Raw genomic sequence first — 19,215 nt, forward strand, 5'->3', positions numbered from 1 at the left:
TGGCGCGATCTGTGGGATGTGTGTCGTTGACGCCATGCCGAGGGCGGGAGGAGCGTGGAGGCGTGACCGATCGCCGTATCGTCTTCGTCGTCTTCGACGGCTTCCAGCCGCTCGACCTCACCGGCCCGCACGAGGTGTTCCGCGGCGCGGGCGACGCCTACGCCTGCGAGGTCGTGGCGCCCCGGGCGGGGCCGGTCAGGTCGGGCAGCGGGCTGCTCGTGCACGCCGAGCACGGCGTGGCGGACCTGGGCCCGGCCGGGATCGACACGCTCGTCGTGGTCGGCGGAGGGGGTGTGGACCGGGCCCGGCAGGACGAGGCGCTGGTCTCCTGGATCGCCGCCGCGGCGGCCGGTGCCCGGCGCGTGGCCTCGGTGTGCAGCGGGGTGTTCCTGCTGGCGGCGGCGGGGCTGCTGGACGGGCGCCGGGTCACCACGCACTGGGCCCGTGAGGAGCAGTTGGCCCGGGAGCATCCCGAGGTGCGGGTGGACTGCGAGCCGATCTTCGTCCGGGACGGGCGGGTGTGGACGTCGGCCGGTGTGACGGCCGGTATGGATCTGGCGCTCGCCCTGGTGGAGGACGACATGGGCCGGGACGTCGCGCACGCGGTGGCCCGGCAGCTGGTGCTGTTCCTGCGCCGGCCGGGCGGCCAGTCGCAGTTCAGTGTGGCGTTGTGGTCGCGGCAGCCGGCGACGGACCCGGTGCGGGCCGCCGTCTCCGCGATCCACGCCGATCCGGGCGCCCGGCACGACATCGCCGCGCTCTCCGCGCACGCCGGGCTGAGTCCACGGCACCTCCAGCGCCGCTTCACCGCCGAACTGGGCGTGCCGCCGGCCGCGTACGTGGAGCGGGTGCGTGTCGAGGCGGCCCAGCGCGCGCTCACCGAGGGCGACGAACCGGTCGAGGCCATCGCCCGCCGCTACGGCTTCGCCACCGCGGAGACCCTGCGCCGCACGTTCCACCGCCGGCTCGGCACCGCGCCGTCGGACTACCGCGCCCGCTTCCGCTCCACGGCCGAACCCGCCGACGCGCACCACGTCTCGTAGGAACGCTCACCACGTCTCACAGAAAAACGCTCACCACGTCTCACAGAAAGGGGAACCCGTATGACGACATACGGCCTGCTGGTCTTCGAGGACGCCGAGGAGCTCGACTTCGTGGGGCCCTGGGAGGTCTTCACCGTCTCCTCCCAGCTCCGCGACGGCGTCGACTCGGCCGTGCTCATCGCCGAGCACCCCGGGCCCGTGCGCTGCAACAAGGGCCTGCGCGTCCTGCCCGACCACACCCTCGACGACCATCCGCCCCTGGACGTGCTGCACGTGCCGGGCGGCCGGGGGGCGCGGGAGGTCCAGCCGCACAACCGGGTGGTCACCGACTGGATCGGGAAGACGGCCGGACAGACCGCGTGGGTGCACGGCGTGTGCACGGGCACGCTCCTGCTGCACGCCGCCGGGCCCGCCCGCGGGCGCCGGGTGGCCACCCACTGGAGCCACGAGGACACTCTCCAGGCACTCGGCGACGTGACGGTCGTCCGGGACGCCCGCTATGTCGTGGACGGCAACCTGATCACCAGCCAGGGCGTCTCGGCCGGTATCGACAGCGCGCTGTGGCTGGTCGGGCGGCTGCACGGCCGGGACCACGCGCGGGCCGTGCGGCGCTACATCCAGTACGACCCGGCGCCGCCGTACCTCGCGGACGAGCCCGTCTGATCCACGAGCCGGGCCGGTCGCTGCATGGGGGCGCGAGCCTCGGGCAGTCGATGTTCATGGGCGGTGACAGGGGCGACGACGGGCAGGGACGGCAGGCGGGCGAGTGCGGGCACCGGGCGGTGCCGCATCCGGAGTACATCCGGATCGAGGCGTGGGCGGCGTGCCGGGAGCACTGTCTGGCGGAGGCCGTCCTGGCGATGGTGGAGTGCTTCGCGGACGTCTCCGGAGTGCGTCCGACCGCCGTGGACCGGGTGCGGCTGGCCGAGGCCAGCGACGACGACCTGCTCGCCTCGCTGCTGGACGAGATCATCTTCCGGCTGGAGGAGTACGGCGAGGTGCCCGTGGACGTGGAGGCGGACGAGGCCGACGGCGGCCTGGACGTACGGCTGGCGGTCACCGGCCTGGCGGACGTGGAGATCACCGGGGCGGTTCCGACGGCCGTCGTGTGGAACGAGATGCGGATCGGGCCGGGTCCGTACGGGTGGTCGTGTGAGGTGACGGTCGACGCGTGAACCCGACGGCCGGGGTGCGCCTACCGTGGGGGTGTGAGCGGCGGCGTCGTGACGCTGTTCCTGTGCGGTGACGTGATGCTCGGGCGCGGCGTCGACCAGATTCTGGCGCACCCCGGTGATCCGGCACTGCGGGAGGCGTACGTCGAGGACGCGCGGTCCTACGTCCGGCTGGCGGAGTCGGCGCACGGCCCGGTGCCGGCGCCCGTCGAACCGGCCTGGCCGTGGGGCGAGGCGCTGCGGGTGCTGGACGAGGCCGCCCCGGACGCCCGGATCGTGAACCTGGAGACATCGGTGACGTCCGGCGACACGTTCGCCCCGGACAAGGAGATCCACTACCGGATGCACCCGGCCAACCTGCCCGCCCTGGCCGTGGCCCGGCCCGACGTGACCGTCCTGGCCAACAACCACGTCCTGGACTTCGGCCGCCCGGGCCTGCTGGAGACCCTGGACGCGCTGACCCGGACAGGACTGCGGACGGCGGGTGCGGGAGGTGACGCCGAGCAGGCGCACGCACCCGCCGCGGTCCCCCTCCCCGGCGGCCGGCGCCTGCTGGTCCTCGCCGTCGGGGCGCGCTCCAGCGGCATCCCGCCCGGCTGGGCGGCGACGGCGGACCTGCCCGGTGTGGCGTACGTGCCCGAGCTCTCGCCCGCCGCGGCCGACGCCGTGCTGCGGCACGTGAGGCGGGCCCGACAGACCGGTGACGTGATCGTCGTGTCCGTGCACTGGGGCACGAACTGGGGGTTCCGCGTGCCCCGGGAACAGGTCCGTTTCGCGCACGCCCTGGTGGACGGCGGGGTCGACCTCGTCCACGGCCACTCCTCGCACCACCCCCGCCCGCTGGAGGTGTACCGGGACCGGCTGATCCTGTACGGCTGCGGTGACTTCGTCGACGACTACGAGGGCATCACCGGCTACGAGGAGTACCGCGACGACCTGCGGCTGGCGTTCCTCGCCTCGGTCGAGGCGGACAGCGGCCGGCTGGCGGGGCTGCGCATGGTGCCGCTGCGGGCGCGCCGAATGCGCCTGGAGCCCGCGTCCCGGGCGGACCGCGCGTGGCTGCGGACGACGCTCGACCGGATCAGCGGCGGGGTGGGGGTGACGCTGGAGCCGGACGGCTCGCTGGCGCTGGCGTGCTGACGCGCGGATCAACCGGTGGAACCGGTGGCGACTCGGTCGGCCGATCCGGCAGCACCGCGTGAGCGGGGAGACCGGTCCGGCAGCACCGCGTGAGCCGGGACACCGGTCCGGCAGCGCCGCCTGACTCAGGACACCGGTCCGGCGGCACCGGCAGAGACCGGTCCGGCGGCACCGCGTAAGCCGGGAGGTCAGCCCGCCCAGACCACCAGCCGCTCCCGGTTCCCGGGCGCCCGCAGCCGGGCGAGGGACTGCTTCTCCAGCTGGCGTACCCGCTCGGGGGTGAGGCCGACGCGGCGGGCGACCTCCTCGCGGGTGCGGGTGTGGCCGTCGTGCAGGCCGTAGCGGAGGCTGAGGATCATGGCCTCGTGGGGCGCCAGCGTGCCGACGGCCTCGCGCAGTTCCTCAGCGAGGGCCTGGTACTCGGCGACCTCCGGGGCCTGGAGCACCTCGGTGTCGGGGATGAGGTCACCGACCACGGTCTCGCCGGTCTCGTCCACGGGCGTGTCGAGACTGACGGCCTGCCGGCCGACGCGGCGCAGCCAGCCGATCCTGTCGGTGGCGAGGCCGCTCTCCCGGGCCACCTCCTCGATGCTCGGTTCGCGTTCCAGGTCGAGTCGCAGACGCCGTTCGATCTTGGCCACCTTCTGGAGCTGCTCGACGACGTGCATCGGCAGCCGCACGGTGCGCGCGTGCGCGGCCAGGCCCCGTTCGATCGCCTGGCGTATCCACCAGGTCGCGTACGTGGAGAACTTGAAGCCCTTGGTGTGGTCGAACTTCTCCACGGCCCGGATCAGCCCCAGGTTGCCCTCCTGGATGACGTCCAGCAGGGGCAGCCCGCGGTGGGCGTGCCGTTTGGCCATCGACACGACGAGCCGGAGGTTGGCCCGGACCATGTGGTCCTTGGCGGCCTGCCCGTCCCGGGCGGCCTCCTCCAGCTCGCGGCGCCGCTCCGGCGCGAGATCGACTTCACCGGCGTCGGCTCGTTCCAGTTCCTCCAGCGCCCGCACGCCGGCCTGCATCCGCCGCGCGAGGCGGACCTCGTCCTCCGCCGTGAGCAGCGGTGTCGCCGCGATCTGCGTGAGGTACTGGCCGAGGAGGTCGGGTTCCTCGTCGGGCTCGGGGATGCGGTTGCGCAGCCGTGCGGTGCGAGCGGGGGCGCGGCGGTCCTCCCGGGGCTGTGCCGCTGAGTCTTCTGCCTGGGGAGATATCCTCATGATCCTCCATCCCCCATCTCCGACGGCTCACGGGTACCCGAGGCGATCGGTCCCGAACCGCATGTCCGGGTCCCGCGGGGGTACTCCGGGGCGCATGACCGGCATCGAACTGCGCAGCGACGCGTTCAACGACCACTCCTTCATCGCGCGCCGGTACGCGTACGAGGGACCGAACGTCTCTCCGCCGCTGACCTGGAGCGGCGTACCGGACGACGCGGCCGAACTGGTCCTGCTCTGCGAGGATCCCGACGCCCCGTCGGGCACCTTCGCGCACTGGGTCGTGGTCGGCATCGACCCACACAGCGACGGCGTCGAGGCCGGGCACTGCCCACCGGGCGGCACGGAACTCGTGAACGGCTACGGGCAGCACGGCTGGGGCGGTCCGCATCCCCCGCCCGGGGACGACGCACACCACTACTTCTTCCGGCTCTACGCCCTGTCCGAACCGTGCGTCCTGCCCGACGCGCCCCGCGCGGACCAGGTGCACGAGGAGGTCGAGAAGCGCCGCATCGCGGACGGCACGCTGGTGGGGCTCTACCAGCGCTGAGTCGGCTTACGGGTGGACCGCCCGTGCCTTCGTGTCACAACGGTTGGTTGTAAGACGGGTGACGGGCGGTTGTTTGCCCGGGCGTCCCGGTCCCCGCTTGGATGGCTGCCGGTCAACACCGGGTTGTCCGCGGGAGCTGGGAGTGTGCGCCGGGTATGGCGGGCAGGCGGTCGCTGGGGCGGCGGTTCGGGTGGTTGTGGGGCGCGTACGCGGTCAGCACGGCCGGCACCTGGCTCGCGTTCGACGCCTTCGCGCTGATGGCGGTCCTGGTGCTGGACGCCGGACCGACGCAGGTGTCCCTGCTGGCGGCGGTGGGACCGGCGGTCGGCGCGGCCGTGTCGGTGCCGCTCGGGCCGTGGGTGGAGGTCCGCCGCAAACGGCCGGTGATGATCGCGACGGACCTGGTCCGGTGCGCGGTGCTGCTGAGCATCCCCGTTGCGTACGCCCTCGGCCGGCTGGGCTTCGGCCAGCTGCTGCTGGTGTCGGTGGTCGTCGCGGCGTCCGACATCACTTTCAACGCGGCGGCCGGGGCGTTTCTGAAGGGACTGGTGCCGCGGCGGGACCTGCTCGTCGCGAACGGGCGGTTCGAGGCGACGACCTGGACGGCCAGCATGGTCGGGCCGCCGCTGGGCGGGGCCGCGATCGGGCTGTTCGGTCCGGTGACGACCGTGGTGGCCGACGCGGTGAGCTATCTGCTCTCGGCGTTCGGCCTCCGGGCGATCGGCGGCGAGGAGAAACTCCCGGTGCGGTCCGCGTCCGGCTCCACCCGGCCCCGGGCGGGCGACCTGCTGGACGGCTGGCGGTACATCCTGGCCGACCCGGCGCTGCGCCCGCTCTTCTTCAACACGGTCCTCGCCAACTCCCTGATCATGGCGGCCTCTCCCCCGCTCATGGTCCTGATGGTCGATGATCTGCGCTTCGCCCCCTGGCAGTACGCGCTCGCCTTCGCGGTGCCCTGCACGGGCGGTCTGCTCGGCTCGCGCCTAGCACCACGGCTCGTCACGCGGTTCGGACGGCACCGGGTCATGCTCGGCGCGGGGGCGCTGCGGGCGTGCTGGTCGCTCGGGCTGGCCTTCGCCGGCCCCGGTGCGGCCGGGCTGGCGCTGGTCATGATGGTCGAGTTCGGGCTGATCACCTGCTGTGCCGTGTTCAACCCGGTGTTCGCCACGTACCGCCTCGAACGGACCCCCGCGGGCCGGGTCATCCGCACCCTGTCCGCCTGGTCGGCCACCGGCAAGGCCACCACGGCGGCCGTGACCGCCCTGTGGGGCTTGCTGGCCCACCTGGCCGGCCCCCGTACGGCCATCGCCCTCGCCGGCGTCTTTCTCCTCTTCACTCCCGCCCTGCTCCCCCGCCGCGACCACACACCGGACACCGGCCCCGAGCCGGCTCCCCTGGCACTCAAGGACGGCGGCTGAACGCCCCGATCGGCCGGGCCGGGGGCGGGAGCGGCGTCGCCCCCGCCCCCGGCCCGGACCGGATCAGACGGCCCCGGGCACGTCCTCCGTGACGCCGTTCAGCGGCGAGGAGGGGTCCGTGCCGTACGGACGGGTGAGGATCTCCAGGCCGTGGCCCGCCGGGTCGAGGAAGTACACGCCCCGGCCGCCGTCGTTGCGGTTGATCTTGCGCGGGTGGTTGCCGTGCGGGTCGGCCTGGATGGGGATCCGGGCCGCGACGAGCCGGGCGAGGGCCTCGTCGAACTCGTCCTCGGAGACGAGGAACGCGTAGTGCTGCATGGGGATGTCGGCGTCGATGGTGAGGAAGTCCAGCGTGACACCGTTGGCGGTCGTCACCGGCAGGAACACCCCGGCCGGTGCCCCGACCTCCAGACCCAGGATCTCCGCGAGGAAACGAGCGGACTTCTCCCGGTCACGGGACAGGACGATGGTGTGATTGAACTCGACTGACACGGTTGAATGCCTCCACGGGCATCTCCGCGGCGCCTCCATGCCTCACCCGGCCGGTGACCGGCACGCGATGCCGCGCGGTGGATCGTAGGCAGAGGTGGTCGCGGTCGTCGAGCGGTTTTCGGCCGTATCGCGCCGCCCATGCCCAGCGGGGCCAAGTACCCTCGCCCGTGCCCCTGTTGTCCCGCACGACCCTGACAATTGTCAGGGACCGCGTCGCCCCTGCTCTCCCTACAGTTCTGAGCGTCGGCCACACCTCAGGGGGAACTCGACATGTCCACTCGCATCTTCGCCAGGGCCGCGCTCGTCGGCGCCGGGGCGCTCGCACTGCTCGGTCCGCTCACCGCCGGAACCGCAGCAGCCTCCGCCGCCGGTGAGGAGGGCACCGCCCGCGTCATGGCCGCGCCGTACGCGGTCGTACCGTACGAGAACGTCAACGTCCGCTACGGGCCGGGCACTTCCTACGGAATCCTCGCCACCGTCGCGGCGGGCCAGCCGCTCGGCGCCTACTGCTGGACCCGCGGCGAGCGCATCACCGACAACGGCTACAGCAACGACGTCTGGGTGAAGCTCCTCGAGGGCTACGTCAGCGCCGTGTACCTCAAGGGCAACGAGTACGGCAACCTGCCCGCCTCGGCGCGCTGCTGACCCGGATCATGACCACTTCCGGCCACACCATCCTCACCATCGTCCTACGGGGGACAGACACATGAAGCGAATGATCAGCCGCACCGCCCTGGGCCTCGCCGTGACCGCGCTCGCCGTCGGCGGCCTCGCCACCACGGCCCAGGCGGCACCGGCCGTCGCCAACGGCGGCGACCCGACCCTCACCGACGTCTACATCTGGGCCACCGACGTCAACCTGCGCCAGGAGCCGACCACCAACTCCCCGCGGCTCGCGGTCCGTTCGCAGTGGTGGGCGGACGCGATCTGCCAGAAGCAGGGCCAGACCGTGCACGACCCGGCCGTCGGCACGAACAACTGGTGGACCGCCGTCATGGAGCTCTCGGGCAGCGACGTCGCCTGGGTGAACAACCTGTACATCCGGGGCGGCCAGAAGATCGCCGGCGTCCCGGACTGCTGACGCACCGTCCCTTCCACGCGCCTGCGGCGGGCCACCAGATCTCCCTGGTGGCCCGCCGCGGGCGTGTTGCCGGTCAGCAGTAACCCATCGGGCCCATGTCCGTGTAGTAGACGTAGTCGACGCTGACCCACCCGGTGACGTTGCCCCGGTGGGCCGTCAGGTAGATCCAGTGGCCGTCGGCGTTCCAGCAGTGCGCGGTGAACGTCTCGCGGAAGTAGCCCTGGCCGTGGATCGTGCCGTCCACCGGCCGGCTGCGGATGTTGACACCGTCACCCGAGGAAGTACCCGCCCCGGGACTGCACTTGCTGCGTGTCCGCCACGGAAGCGGGCGCCTGCTCCTGGGCGTGGGCGGTGACGGGCGACAGGGCCAGGGCCGCGCCCGCCAGGGCGAGACACGCGGCGCGCCGGATGTGTGTGCGCATGGCTGACTCCTTCTTGCTCGTGCTGCGTGGGATGGTGCGCGAAAGGGGGCGGACCGGAACCCCGGCCGCCCCCTGTGACGTGTGTGCGGCTCAGTACCAGCCGGTCTCGGTCAGGTCGTGGCCGTCGCACGAGAGCACGGCGCGCGAGACGCGGCCGTTGAGGTTGTTGCCCATCTGCGTGTAGGCGTAGGTGATGCCCGGGTCGACGCTTTCGGAGACCCAGCCGTCGACACGTCCCACGCCGTTGTTGGAACGGTGGAGTACGGCGACGCAGCCGGGCCGGGAGTTCTCGATCCGGGCGAAGGAGCCGCACTTGTCGGAGTAGAAGTACTTCAGGGCCATGCCTTCGGCGTACTTGGTGGGCCCGATCTGCCGGAACGTGCCCGAGCAGTAGGAGGTCGTGGGGTACTGCCCCTCGTTCCCGTAGGCCCCGTAGTTGCCGCCCGAGTGCGGCGCGGCCTGGGCGGAGGTGGGGAGAAGCGCCATCACCGCGGCGGCGCCCCCGGCGGCCAGCAGTGTCCTGAGCGATCGGCGGCTCATGAGCCCTCTTTCGTGTGTCGGCGGGTGTTCCGGTCGTGACCGTACGGGCGTCACCACACCTGCGACACCTGACACTTATCAGGGTCGAAAGCCACAGGTCGTCGCGTTTCGGGGGAGCCCTGACATTCGTCAGGACCGGCCGCACCGCGCGGGCTCCTAGGGTGTCGGCGCGGGACCAAAGGGCTCCGCCGGACAACCGTGCGACCGCGCACCGGGCCACCGGCGGCCAGGAAGGGCAACCATGCGCATTCTCCTGCGCGGCGCCGCGGCGCTCGCGACCGTCGTCACGGTCGCTGCGCTGCCGGGCGGCGCGGCGGCACTCCCCCGGCCTGGGACGGCCGCCCAGGCCGCCCAGGCCGCCCAGGCCGCCCAGGCCGCCCAGGCCGCCCAGGCCGCCCAGGCCGCCCAGGCCGCCCAGGCCGCCCAGGCCGCCCAAAGCGCTCAGATCCCGGACGGCGTCACCGCCGGCGTCGCGGTCTTCGACCGCCGCGCCGGCACGTTCACCGAACAGGTCGACGAGAGCGCGCGGTTCCGCTCCGCCTCGGTCGTCAAACTGCTGCTGACCCTGGACTTCCTGTGGAACCGCGGGCCCGGCTACACGATCCCCGAGGCCGACCGGGCGCGGCTGGAGCCGATGCTCCGCGGCAGCGACGACGATGCCGCGAACCACTACTGGTCGGAGTACGGCGGCTCGGCGATCATCGACCGGATGACCACCCGGCTCGGTCTGCGCGACACCGCGCCGCCGCCCGCCGGGTACGAGGGCTACTGGGGTTACACCGCCCTCTCGGCCCGGGACACCGTGGCGGTCTACCGCTACATCCTGGACAAGGCGCCCGCCCCCGTCCGCGACTTCGTCATGGACAACCTGCGCCGCTCCACGCGCTGCGCCTCGGACCGCTTCGACCAGCACTTCGGCATCGCGGGCTCCTTCGACCGCCCTTGGGCGGTGAAGCAGGGCTGGTCCGGGGAGTACGGGAAGGGGACGTGCGGCGCCTCGGGGGCCGCGGCCGAGGCGGAACCGGCCGCCGCTCCCGCCGCCCGGGCCGCAGCCGGCGTGGACCTCACCCGTCCGGCACTGCACACCACGGGCACGGTGGGCGCGGACGACCGCACGATCGTGGCCGTGCTGACGCTGCATCCGGTCGGCACGTCGTACGGGAAGGCGTACACCGACCTCGGCCGGCTGACCCGCTCGCTGAACGTGCCGGGCGGGGCGCGGCCGGCGGGGGCCTGGTTCGGCACCTGGGGCGAGTTCGTGAACGTACGGAAGGGCCCGGCCACGGCCGACGCCCGGGTCACGCAACTCCCTGCCGGGGTCGAGGTGCTGGTGGGCTGCCAGACCCGGGGCCAGGTGGTCAGCGTGCCGCCCTACACCAACGAGTGGTGGGCCTATCTGCCCCAGTACGGCGGCTACATCTCCAACATCTACATCAGCTCGCCGGACAACCGGCTGCCGAACGTCCCGGAGTGCGGCTCGCCGCGGCCGTGACGGGAACGGGGGACGAGCGGTGGGCGGGGCCCTGACGGGTCCGGCCCACCGCTCGCGTACGTCCGGAGGTCAGCGCTCGTACTCGGCGAGATAGCCCAGCACCTTGTCCACGTGCGGGCGTACCCGTGCGGGGACGCCGCCCTCCTCGATGACCGTGCGGTCGCTGGTGCGGTAGCCGGCCGCGACCAGCGCGGGCAGGTCCTTCTTCGGCAGTCCGGCCTCTTTGAAGCGCTGGTCGAGCCAGCACACGTACAGGCTCATGGTGGCGATCGCGTCCGGCGGCGACATGTGGTCCTTGTCGCCGTCGCCGTCCCCGTCCACCGCCCAGGCGCGGAACACCGACGGCGTCCACATGGCGATGCCGTACTCCTCGTTCTCCGGGCGGGCGGCGCCGGCGTCGAAGCCGCTCTCGGCCTTGAGCAGTGCGGCGAGCAGGGCGGGGGTGATCTCCTCGTCGGTGCAGCGGTGGGCGGCCTTGGCGATGACGGGGCGCAGCGCCTCGGGCACGTCGGAGTCCTCCGGGATCTCACCGGGCACCGGTCTGTGCGCGTCGGTGACGGCGGCGGAGGCGCCGCGGTCACGGTCGTCCTCCTGGGTGTCGCCGCCTCCGCCGAGGAGTGCCGCGCCGGCGAGTGCGGCGGCGGTCAGGACGACGAGCCCGGCCGCCACGGCCGGCACCAGGCGTCGCCGGCCGGGGCGCGGACCGCCGGTGAGGTTCTCGACCCGGGCGGCGATGTCACGGGCCGTGTGCGGGAGCCGGGTGGTGTGGTCCGGCGCCAGGCAGTCGGCGATCAGCCGGCGCATGTCGTCGCCGAGGCCGCCGTCGAGCCGCAGGGGTGCGGTGCCGCGTGCGTAGGCCTGGGCTGCGAGGGAGCGGGCCCGGGCCGTGGCGCCAGGGAAGGGGTGGAGTCCGCCGGTGAGCACTTGGTGGGCGAGGACGCCGAAGGCCCAGATGTCGGCGGTGGGCCGGACCACGGCGCCCTGGGTGCCGGTGCGCTGGGACCACCACTCGGGCGGCAGGTGGTCGAGGGTGCCGAGCGGCGGCAGATGGGCGTGCGTGCCGTCGAGTTCGGCGGCCAGCCCGAAGTCCGCCAGCCACACCTGCCCGCCCGGGCCCAGCAGGACGTTGGCGGGTTTGAGGTCGCCGTGCACCCAGCCGGCGTCGTGCATGTGGGCGAGTCCGGCGGCGACTCCGCGCAGGACGCGGTCGGCGCCGTCGATCGGCCCGCCGGTTCCGGCCGCGTCCAGGACGTCCTTCAGGCTGGCCTCGGCGCGGTCCATGACCAGCGCGATGGCACCGTCCAGGGCGGGCAGTTCCGGTGCCTCGACGGTGCACACGGCGTGGGTGCGCACGAGGTGGGGGTGATCGGCCTCGGCGCTGAACCGCACCTCACGTTCGACGAGTTCACCGAGCGCGGCACGCTGCCCGGGCCCCAGGGCACCGGTCGGGAGCACCTTGACGGCCGCGGGCGTGCCGTCGGCGACGGTACGGGCCTCGTAGACGGTCCCCCAGCCGCCGGAGCCGACGACCGCGCCCACCTCCCAGCCCTCGATCCGGAAACCCTCCGGGAGGCGGGGCGGCCCGGGTATCTCCAGGTCGTCCGGGACGTCGGATCCCGTCATGCGTCTGCCTCCTGCGGCGTGAGGCGGCCGGCGCCGCGGGACGGCAGCAGGCCGAGGTGTTCTTCGCGCACCAGGCCGAAGCGCAGCGCGACGGAGGCGAGCCGGGAGCGCTTGGCTCCGGTGCGGCCGCCGTCGGCTCCGGTCGCGGTCTCCTCGCCGAGGTCCAGGCGCAGTTTGGCGAAGGCCAGGTAGTCGATGTGGTAGTTGACGGCGGAGCGGGTCAGGTCCCGGCAGGACTCCAGCGGCCGCAGCCGCTCCACGATCTGCCCGACCCCGGGCAGCGCCGTGTCGGAGGGGTCGCGCAGCCGGGGTTCGCACAGGGCCACCAGCACGAGGAAGTACTTCGACGTCGGGTCCAGGGCGAAGGGGTGGACGGTCTGTTCACCGCCGCCCGGCGCGGACTGCTCACCGAGGTAGGCGTGCTGGGGCGCGAACACCTTGAAGGTGGCGGTGCCGGACAGGGCCGGGAGCACCACGCGCGAGAACTCGAACGGCACGGGCGCGCCGAGCCGCCCCGGGGCGACGGTCAGGTACTCGCCGGCTCCCTCCAGGTTCTCCACGACGTACGACACGCTGCGGCTGAAGTTGGACAGCCGCCAGTAGTCCCCGGCCGCCTCCAGCTGCCCGGCCCGGCGTGAGATCCCCGGGTCGGTCAGCACGATGCGCACCCCCGCGCCGCCGGGCGTGCCGCGGCCGAAGTCGGCGATGTCCCCGGGCCCCAGATGGATCAGGTCGGGCCTGCCCGTCTCGTCCGCACCCCACTGTGTGGGTCCGGGCAACTGCACGATGATGGTTTCCACGCGGACTCCCCCGCTGATGACGCCCCCGATTTGGTCGCGAGGATTGTACGGGCGGATTCCGCTTGCGCGGAGACGGCAGGGCCCGCGTCAGCCGCTGTTCACGGACGCCGCGCGACGAACACGAACTCCCTGCCCGGCCGGTCGGGCGCGTCGCGCACGCCGTCCACCACGTAGCCCTGCGCGACGAGTTCCGCCTCGACCTCGTCCCGCTCGCGGAAGCGCAGCGTCGACTCCGACGTCAGCACCTGTCCGTCCGAGGCGAAGACGTAGGTCCACCGGAACGTCACCAGCGGCCCGGTCACGTCGAGCAGATCGACCCAGGACTCGACGGCGCCGGCACCGGGGACGTCCGTCACGGTGTGCGTGGCCTCGCGGTTCCACTCCTCCCAGGCGCGGCGGGCGGGAATCCGGGTCTCGAACACGAAACGGCCGCCGGGCCGCAGCGCCGCACGGGCCCCGCGCAGGGTCCGCCGCCAGTCCTCGGGATCGACGACCGCCTGGGCGGCGTTGCCGGTCATCGTCGCGAGGTCGGCGGCCAGGGGCGGCAGTGCCGTCGCATCGCCGTGGATCCACCGCACGCGCTCGCCGCCCGGCTTGCCGCGCGCCACCTCCAGAGATGCCCCGGCGGGATCGACGCCGACGACGTCGACGCCGCGTTCCGCCAGCAGCAGCGCGAACACGCCCGTGCCACAGCCGATGTCGAGCACCCAGCGGGCCCCGAACTCCTCCGCCATGCGCAGATACGGTTCGAGATCGGCGCGGTCGGGGTCGAGCGGGTCGTACACCGCGGCGAGCCTCGGATGCCGGAAGCACTCGTCTGCCATGCGCCCGAAGGTACGAGGGCGCCCGCGGTGCGGCCACGGGTTTTCGGCCTCCGCTCTTCGTCTGCCGCTTTTGGGCTGCCGTCCGCGCGCGTCTCAGCCCAGGCAGACGACGAGCAGGCAGAGCTCCTTGGAGTTGGTGTCGGAGCCGGTTCCGGAGTTCGAGGGAGGCGGAGGGGTGCTCGCCTCGGACGGGGGTGTCTCGGGGGACGCGGGCTGCGTGTCCGAGCCGGTGCCGGCGGCGGGCGGGTTCGTCTGCTCGGTCGCCGTCGACGTGGACTTTTCGCCGTTGCCGGTGACCGTGCCGACGCTGTCCGGGGCGGTGGTCCTCGGCTGCGTCGTCTTCGGCAGTTCCCGGGGCTCGGCGGCCGCGTCCGTCCCGGGGGCCGCCGGGGTGCTGCGGGGAGCGGTGGTCCGGGGCTGCTGCTCGCGCCGCGAGGTGCGGTCGGTGTGCGGCGGATCGGTGGGCGTGGGCGAAGAGCGCGGGGTGTCGGGCCGGGTCGACGTCGGTTCGGAGTACGTCGGCGCCTGTCCTTCGGTGCCGCCCATGGTCGTGTCCTCGGGCGCCGTGGCCGACTGGACGCCGTGCGTCGAGTCGCCCTTCATGGCGGCGACGGTGAGACCGCCTCCGACGAGCGCGACGGCGGTCGCCACCACGGCCCGGCGCTGGCTCTTCTTCCAGCGGGCCATCTGACGACGCCGCGCCGCACGCCCCTGCTGCGGTGCCTCGTAGCCGTCGGACCCGGTGGCGCCGGCGGCCTCGGGTCCGTCGGACGAGTCCGTGTCGGGGCCCGGGCTCTCGTGACCGTCGGACGGGTCGGCGCCCAGGGTCCCGGGGCCGCCGGACGAGCCGGTGTACGCGAGGGGGAGCTCACGCGTGCCGGCGCGGTTGGTGTCCCACACACTCCCGTCGTCCCACAGGTTCCCGTCGCGCCATGCGCCGGAGGCGGCCGGGTGCTCCCATGCGGCCGGGCCGGTACGGCCGTCGGCTGCGGAGGGGTCGATGTCCGGGGCGTAGGCCCCGCACCCCGGGCAGACCAAGGCGCCGTTGAGGTGCCTACGGCACGAGGAGCAGTAGTCCATGTGGCCTTCCCGATCTTGCTGTGCCGACGGCTTGCCGACCGCGGCCTGGTCACGTTCGTACGTGGGATCGAGCCGTAACGCTAACGAGACTTTGGAAGGGGGATGTGCAGCATGTGTGACACCCCTGAGCAGATCCTCTGCATCTCACGTGTGCCATAAGCGACCCGTGAGTAAAGGTGACGGGGCGTGGGCATCCTGGGCCCCTTGCCCAGGCGGGACCAGGAGCCCGGCCCGGATTCCTGCCGCGGACGGCCGTCACGAACGGGAATCTCACGTGTTCGCGCCCCAACTCACCGAATTTTCCTGCGAACTGACGCACAACCCTTTGAATGCCCAACGGGTCACATCATGCAGGAGCAACCACCTCGAAGAGTTGCAAGGGGGAAATATGAGATTCACCCGTTCCGTCCTGGCCGCGTCGGCCTTGGCGGCGCTGACGGTGGGTACCACGACCGCCCTGGCGTCACCCGCCTCCGCCGCGCCCAACACCACTCCGCAGAAGGTCTGCGGCAGCGCCTACAAGACGGTGAACTCGGCCGCCGTCGGTTCGCTGGGCACCGTCTACCTGACGTACAACGCCGCCAACGGGCAGAACTGCGTCACGACCATCCGCAACAACCCCGGTACCGCCGTGGACATGGGCGCGTGGATCTACGTCCCCGACACCGAGGAAAGCCACGAGGACGTCGGGCGCTTCTCGTCCTTCGCCGGACCGACCTACGTCTACGGCAAGGGCCACTGCGTCGACTGGGGCGGCAGCATCAAGAACGTGTATGTGCAGGTGTACGGCTCCAACTGCGGCGCCCTCAAGGAACACCGGGTCACGTTCACCCGGTGACGGGCCCCTCCTCTGAACCACCTTGAAGCACCCCCCTGCCGGGCCATCACGTTCCCGCCGCCGTCGCGCGGGAGCCGTGGTGGCCCGGTGCCCGTTCTCGGGCGCACCGCCCGGCGGTCGTCCTGCTCACCCCTCGCCGCGCGCTTTCAGCACCACCTTGTTGAGCACCCACAGCCCGATGCCGATGGCCACCAGTACGCCCGCCCGTATATAGACCTCCGCGGGCCGGTCGGACAACGGGCTGGCCAGGATCAGGGCGGTGATCGCACCGAGCACCGGCAGGGCGGTCGGCGTACGGAAGTGCCGGTGCTCGACGCGGTCGCGGCGCAGGACGAGGACGGCGATGTTGACGACGGCGAAGACGCACAGCAGGAGGAAGGCCGTGGTGTCGCCGAGGCCCTCGATCTCCCCGGTGGAGACCAGGCCGATGGCGAGGAGCGAGACGAAGACGATGCCGACGACCGGGGTGCGGCGCCGGGGCAGTACGCGACCCAGGGCTCGCGGCAGGATGCGCTCGTTCGCCATGCCGTAGCACAGGCGGGACGCCATCATGATGTTGATCAGTGCCGAGTTGGTGACCGCGAAGAGCGCGATGAGGGCGAAGAGCTTGGGCGGGAAGTCGATCCCGCCGGCCTTGACGACCTCCAGTAGCGGGCCGCTGGAGTCCTCCAGCACGCGGTAGTCGACGAGCAGCGAGGAGACCAGGGCGACCAGGACGTAGATGGTGCCGGTGACGGCGACGCCGATGAAGATGGCGCGCGGGAACGTCCGCACCGGATCCTTGGTCTCCTCGGCCATGTTGACGGAGTCCTCGAAGCCGACGAAGGCGAAGAAGCCGAGGGCCGTCGCCCCCAGCACGCTGGTGAGCAATGCGTAACCGCTGCCCTCGGCCTGGAACTCGCCGAGCCGGGAGGGTTCGCCGTCACCGGTCAGGACGGCCCAGGCGCCGATCGTGAGGATGACGAGCAGGCCGGTCAGTTCGACCACGGTGAGGACCACGTTGGTCTTCACGGACTCCGACACGCCTCGGAGGTTCAGGGCCGCCAGGGCGAGGATGAACAGGATCGCGACGAGGGTGGGCGGGAAGAAGTCCGTGAACTCGGACAGGTAGTCGCCGCTGAAGGCGCGGGCCGCGGCGCTCGCCGAGGAAAGGCCCGAGCACATGACCATGAAGGCGACGATGAAGGTCAGGAACGGGACTTGGAACGCCTTCTGGGTGTAGAGCGCGGCTCCGGCCGCCTTCGGGTACTTGCCGACGAGCTCGACGTACGAGGCGGCTGTCAGGATCGCCACGACGAACCCGATGACGAACGGCAGCCACAGCGCCCCGCCGACCTTGCCGGCGACCTGCCCGGTGGTCGCGTAGATGCCGGTGCCGAGGATGTCACCGATCACGAACAGAATCAGCAGTTTGGGGCCTATGGCACGCCGCAGCGGGGTGTCGTCGTCCCCTCTCTCCGATGCGGCGGCTGCATCCCTGCCGGTTGCGGACACGAAAGCTCCCTGAGGTGGTCGACACGGATCGGAACAACGTCTCCCCTGCCCGGCAGACCAGTTGGTGATGCCTTGTCGCGCCAGTGCGCAAAAACGTTACGGGACAGGCGCGTTGATCACCGGGGTGGCGCGGGTGCCGACGGCAGCGGGAGGAGTGCTCCGTGTGATCCGATGGCGCCCCTCTTCATGGCTTGTGGCCGGGTGAGCCGGACGTGTCGGATTCGGCTGGTGGGACCACCCTCGATGACCGCTGCACTGCTCACCCGGGCGGGCCTCGGAGAACTCATCACGGCCGGCACGCCGTTGTTCAGCCGTGAAGCGGCCGTGGCCCTGACGTGTTACACCTACTGGGCGTTTCTGTGGGACGACCACCTCGACGGTCTCGTCCAGGACCCGGACGCGGCCATCGCTCTGACCGGGGAGGCGAACCGGGTGATGACCGAACCGGAAGCCGCCCCGCTGATCGACGACCCGTTCGTGAGGAGTCTGCGCGACATCCGCCGCATGACCGAGGAGTGCCTCGGCCCAAACGGGGTGCACGCGATGCGTGCCGAGCACACGCAGTGGCTGGGCGGACAGCTGTGGAAGCTCGCCCTGCACCGGAGGCCGGCGCCGCCGACGGTGGGAGAGTGGCTGCGCATGCGCTGGCAGAAGGCCGGCACCGGCGTCCTGGCCGCGCTGGTCCCCCCGGGCGGCGGCTACGCGCTGTCTCCGGCCGATCAGTACGACCCGCTGGTGCGCGCCTTCACCCAGGCCGTCTTCTATCCCTGCACCATCATCAACGAGCTGGGCAGCCTGCTGAAGGAGCAAGCGAACGGCCAGGGGCACGTCAACCTGGTCTCCGCGGTGGCGGCCGAGCACGGCATCGGTCTCGCCGAGGCGTTGCTGAAGGTGTGGGAGCTGTACGAAAGGTTCGTCGGGCTCATGTCGCGTCTGCAGGAGCGGCTTCTGCGCGACAGCCGCCCCTCGGTCGCCCGCTACGCCGCCGAGTTGCCGCAGTGGCTGCCCGCCACCGTCAACTGGATGTCCCGCAGCGTCCGCTACCTCACGCCCCTCGATCAGGACAGCCCCGGCGGAACATCGCTGGTTCCCCCCGCGCTGTCCAGGACCGGCACCCCCCGGCTGTGGGACCCCGCCGACCTCACCCCGCCGCCGTATCCGGACATCGCCTGGTTGTGGACCCGACTGGACTGACCAGGCGGCAGCTCTCTGTGAGGCATGAAGGCCCGAGGGAGGATGGCGACGGGAATCCCCTCGCCATCCTCCCTCGCCTCAGTCCAGGTTCTTCTCCAGCACCTTCAGGTAGGGGTCCCGTACTCCGTCGCTCGTTGGGGCGAGGACATCCGCGGTCAGCCCGCTCACTCGGTCGGCCAGCCCACCGATCAGGGGCATGGACGCGCGGATCCTGCCGTGGGAGTCGATGTACCGCAGGGCGTTCACATGCGTGTAGACAGGCTCCGGCGGGAGCTGCGGCACGATGTCGTTGTTGTTGACGAAGCGGTAGGTCCGGTTCTTGTAGCCCTTGTTGTACGCGGCGGCCAGCGTCGGATCGCACGTCCGAGGCTGGCCGAAGGTGTAGACACCGTCCGCTGCCAGAGGCGGCTCCTCCAGGAACATCCGCGCGCCGGCGAGCATGGCCGGGCTCCGCCGAGGCTGTGCCCGGTGAACCACACGGTCTGGCCGTTGGTCCGCCACTCCTCCAGCGTGGCCAGGACGTCGGGGTAGATCGAGTCCAGGGCCTCGGCGAAGCCGTGGTGGACGTGTCCCTTGCCGTCCGGGCCGCGCCTCGGCGGTGCCGTGCCGTCGGTCAGCCAGTCCTTGATCTGGGTCGGTTCCGTGCCGCGGAACGCGGTGATGACCATGTGGTCGCCGGCCGGCGTGTAGGCCTGCGTGTCAGAGACAGTAGGCAAGGCGCAGGCTGTAGCCGGAGGCGCGGTGGTCGAGGGTGACAGGAGCGGTCACGGAATTCCCTTCGACTCCTTCAATTGTCGTTCG

22 protein-coding genes and 1 pseudogene are annotated in these 19,215 nt (G+C 72.1%); 11 read left to right on the forward strand and 12 right to left on the reverse strand.

Annotated features, from left to right (window positions below; genetic code table 11):
• The first annotated feature begins 62 nt into the window (after window positions 1-62).
• The 4 genes from CP976_RS03475 to CP976_RS03490 are packed head-to-tail and all read left to right on the forward strand — an operon-like array spanning window position 63 to window position 3,355.
• Window positions 63-1,043: a GlxA family transcriptional regulator gene (locus CP976_RS03475; protein ID WP_150478955.1), complete on the forward strand. Its 981-nt coding sequence runs from the start codon at window positions 63-65 to the stop codon at window positions 1,041-1,043.
• A gap of 60 nt (window positions 1,044-1,103) precedes the next feature.
• Complete coding sequence (locus tag CP976_RS03480) at window positions 1,104-1,706, forward strand: DJ-1/PfpI family protein (RefSeq protein WP_150478956.1); 603 nt, start codon at window positions 1,104-1,106, stop codon at window positions 1,704-1,706.
• Window positions 1,707-1,762: 56 nt separating this feature from the next.
• Window positions 1,763-2,218 (forward strand): archease, encoded by a 456-nt coding sequence (locus CP976_RS03485; protein WP_150478957.1) that lies wholly within the window; start codon window positions 1,763-1,765, stop codon window positions 2,216-2,218.
• A gap of 33 nt (window positions 2,219-2,251) precedes the next feature.
• Entirely contained in the window at window positions 2,252-3,355 is a 1,104-nt protein-coding gene (locus CP976_RS03490) for a CapA family protein (protein ID WP_150478958.1), read from the forward strand.
• A gap of 188 nt (window positions 3,356-3,543) precedes the next feature.
• Here the strand turns inward: CP976_RS03490 and CP976_RS03495 are convergent, their stop codons facing one another.
• The gene (locus CP976_RS03495) at window positions 3,544-4,569 is read right to left on the reverse strand and encodes a sigma-70 family RNA polymerase sigma factor (protein ID WP_150478959.1); all 1,026 of its coding nucleotides are present in this window, start codon (window positions 4,567-4,569) and stop codon (window positions 3,544-3,546) included.
• Between the two features lie 94 nt (window positions 4,570-4,663).
• Between CP976_RS03495 and CP976_RS03500 the strand changes: the two genes are divergently transcribed.
• On the forward strand, window positions 4,664-5,116 hold the full coding sequence (locus CP976_RS03500) for a YbhB/YbcL family Raf kinase inhibitor-like protein (protein WP_150478960.1): 453 nt from the start codon (window positions 4,664-4,666) through the stop codon (window positions 5,114-5,116).
• Window positions 5,117-5,271: 155 nt separating this feature from the next.
• Window positions 5,272-6,534 (forward strand): MFS transporter, encoded by a 1,263-nt coding sequence (locus CP976_RS03505; protein WP_150478961.1) that lies wholly within the window; start codon window positions 5,272-5,274, stop codon window positions 6,532-6,534.
• Window positions 6,535-6,597: 63 nt separating this feature from the next.
• Here CP976_RS03505 and CP976_RS03510 read toward each other — a convergent pair whose 3' ends face one another.
• Window positions 6,598-7,026: a VOC family protein gene (locus tag CP976_RS03510; protein WP_086855615.1), complete on the reverse strand. Its 429-nt coding sequence runs from the start codon at window positions 7,024-7,026 to the stop codon at window positions 6,598-6,600.
• Between the two features lie 270 nt (window positions 7,027-7,296).
• Between CP976_RS03510 and CP976_RS03515 the strand changes: the two genes are divergently transcribed.
• Both CP976_RS03515 and CP976_RS03520 read left to right on the forward strand, forming a co-directional pair.
• A complete protein-coding gene (locus CP976_RS03515) occupies window positions 7,297-7,671 on the forward strand; it encodes an SH3 domain-containing protein (protein WP_150478962.1) in 375 nt (124 codons plus the stop codon).
• Window positions 7,672-7,732: 61 nt separating this feature from the next.
• Window positions 7,733-8,107, forward strand: a complete 375-nt coding sequence (locus CP976_RS03520; protein ID WP_150478963.1) for a peptidase M23 — start codon at window positions 7,733-7,735, stop codon at window positions 8,105-8,107.
• 73 nt (window positions 8,108-8,180) lie between these two features.
• Here the strand turns inward: CP976_RS03520 and CP976_RS42765 are convergent, their stop codons facing one another.
• The 3 genes from CP976_RS42765 to CP976_RS03525 form a co-directional block, all read right to left on the reverse strand.
• Window positions 8,181-8,351 carry a hypothetical protein gene (locus tag CP976_RS42765; protein WP_167537267.1) on the reverse strand — a complete coding sequence of 57 codons (171 nt, stop codon included), beginning with the start codon at window positions 8,349-8,351 and terminating at the stop codon, window positions 8,181-8,183.
• 25 nt (window positions 8,352-8,376) lie between these two features.
• The gene (locus CP976_RS42770) at window positions 8,377-8,529 is read right to left on the reverse strand and encodes a hypothetical protein (RefSeq protein WP_167537268.1); all 153 of its coding nucleotides are present in this window, start codon (window positions 8,527-8,529) and stop codon (window positions 8,377-8,379) included.
• A gap of 90 nt (window positions 8,530-8,619) precedes the next feature.
• Window positions 8,620-9,069, reverse strand: coding sequence for a hypothetical protein (locus CP976_RS03525; protein WP_150478964.1), 450 nt, complete (start codon window positions 9,067-9,069; stop codon window positions 8,620-8,622).
• Window positions 9,070-9,310: 241 nt separating this feature from the next.
• Between CP976_RS03525 and CP976_RS03530 the strand changes: the two genes are divergently transcribed.
• Window positions 9,311-10,561, forward strand: a complete 1,251-nt coding sequence (locus tag CP976_RS03530) for an SH3 domain-containing protein (protein ID WP_208838927.1) — start codon at window positions 9,311-9,313, stop codon at window positions 10,559-10,561.
• 69 nt (window positions 10,562-10,630) lie between these two features.
• Here CP976_RS03530 and CP976_RS03535 read toward each other — a convergent pair whose 3' ends face one another.
• The 4 genes from CP976_RS03535 to CP976_RS03550 all read right to left on the reverse strand — a co-directional run bounded on the left by CP976_RS03535 (window position 10,631) and on the right by CP976_RS03550 (window position 14,888).
• Complete coding sequence (locus tag CP976_RS03535; RefSeq protein WP_150478965.1) at window positions 10,631-12,184, reverse strand: serine/threonine-protein kinase; 1,554 nt, start codon at window positions 12,182-12,184, stop codon at window positions 10,631-10,633.
• The gene (locus CP976_RS03540) at window positions 12,181-12,984 is read right to left on the reverse strand and encodes a serine/threonine protein kinase (protein ID WP_150478966.1); all 804 of its coding nucleotides are present in this window, start codon (window positions 12,982-12,984) and stop codon (window positions 12,181-12,183) included. The genes CP976_RS03535 and CP976_RS03540 overlap by 4 nt, the downstream gene beginning before the upstream one ends.
• Window positions 12,985-13,082: 98 nt before the next feature.
• Window positions 13,083-13,808, reverse strand: coding sequence for a class I SAM-dependent methyltransferase (locus CP976_RS03545; RefSeq protein WP_150478967.1), 726 nt, complete (start codon window positions 13,806-13,808; stop codon window positions 13,083-13,085).
• A 93-nt stretch (window positions 13,809-13,901) separates the two neighbouring features.
• On the reverse strand, window positions 13,902-14,888 hold the full coding sequence (locus CP976_RS03550; RefSeq protein ID WP_150478968.1) for an SCO2400 family protein: 987 nt from the start codon (window positions 14,886-14,888) through the stop codon (window positions 13,902-13,904).
• A 388-nt stretch (window positions 14,889-15,276) separates the two neighbouring features.
• Between CP976_RS03550 and CP976_RS03555 the strand changes: the two genes are divergently transcribed.
• Window positions 15,277-15,726 carry a spore-associated protein gene (locus tag CP976_RS03555; protein WP_086855255.1) on the forward strand — a complete coding sequence of 150 codons (450 nt, stop codon included), beginning with the start codon at window positions 15,277-15,279 and terminating at the stop codon, window positions 15,724-15,726.
• A gap of 126 nt (window positions 15,727-15,852) precedes the next feature.
• Here CP976_RS03555 and CP976_RS03560 read toward each other — a convergent pair whose 3' ends face one another.
• The gene (locus CP976_RS03560; RefSeq protein WP_150478969.1) at window positions 15,853-17,220 is read right to left on the reverse strand and encodes an APC family permease; all 1,368 of its coding nucleotides are present in this window, start codon (window positions 17,218-17,220) and stop codon (window positions 15,853-15,855) included.
• A 243-nt stretch (window positions 17,221-17,463) separates the two neighbouring features.
• Between CP976_RS03560 and CP976_RS03565 the strand changes: the two genes are divergently transcribed.
• Window positions 17,464-18,414, forward strand: coding sequence for a terpene synthase family protein (locus CP976_RS03565; RefSeq protein ID WP_150478970.1), 951 nt, complete (start codon window positions 17,464-17,466; stop codon window positions 18,412-18,414).
• 78 nt (window positions 18,415-18,492) lie between these two features.
• Here CP976_RS03565 and CP976_RS44295 read toward each other — a convergent pair whose 3' ends face one another.
• Window positions 18,493-18,855 carry a lipase family protein gene (locus tag CP976_RS44295; RefSeq protein WP_268250157.1) on the reverse strand — a complete coding sequence of 121 codons (363 nt, stop codon included), beginning with the start codon at window positions 18,853-18,855 and terminating at the stop codon, window positions 18,493-18,495.
• 65 nt (window positions 18,856-18,920) lie between these two features.
• Window positions 18,921-19,082: pseudogene (locus tag CP976_RS44300) on the reverse strand (lipase family protein); the annotation flags it as partial.
• Between the last annotated feature and the right edge of the window lie 133 nt (window positions 19,083-19,215).

The organism is Streptomyces coeruleorubidus (assembly GCF_008705135.1).
Lineage (GTDB): Bacteria > Actinomycetota > Actinomycetes > Streptomycetales > Streptomycetaceae > Streptomyces > Streptomyces coeruleofuscus.